Raw genomic sequence first — 253 nt, 5'->3', positions numbered from 1 at the left:
CTGCCCAGCTATTAAACCAGATTGATCCTGAGGAGATCCGAATATTATCGCTAGCGGTAAAACCTGGTACTGAGTTGGATGATATGGTTCAAAACGGCCAGTTTACGCCACTTTCAGAGCGTGAGATGTTGGAAGAACAATTTCAATTGATCAGCCAATTAGATGGCATCAAAAGCAATTACGGTAATTATCATGGGATAAATTTGCTGACGGAACTCAATGGACAATTTCCGCATGATAAAGAGGCGTTTTT

General features: G+C 41.1%; 1 pseudogene. It reads left to right on the top strand.

Annotated elements, in window-relative coordinates:
* Positions 1-253 (top strand): annotated as a pseudogene (locus AB4486_RS25130) (radical SAM protein); the annotation flags it as partial.

It is taken from the genome of Vibrio sp. 10N.222.55.C6, assembly GCF_041473395.1.
Lineage (GTDB): Bacteria > Pseudomonadota > Gammaproteobacteria > Enterobacterales > Vibrionaceae > Vibrio > Vibrio crassostreae_C.
Note: the sequence above shows the minus strand (reverse complement) of the source record. Positions and strands in the feature narration are given on the sequence as shown.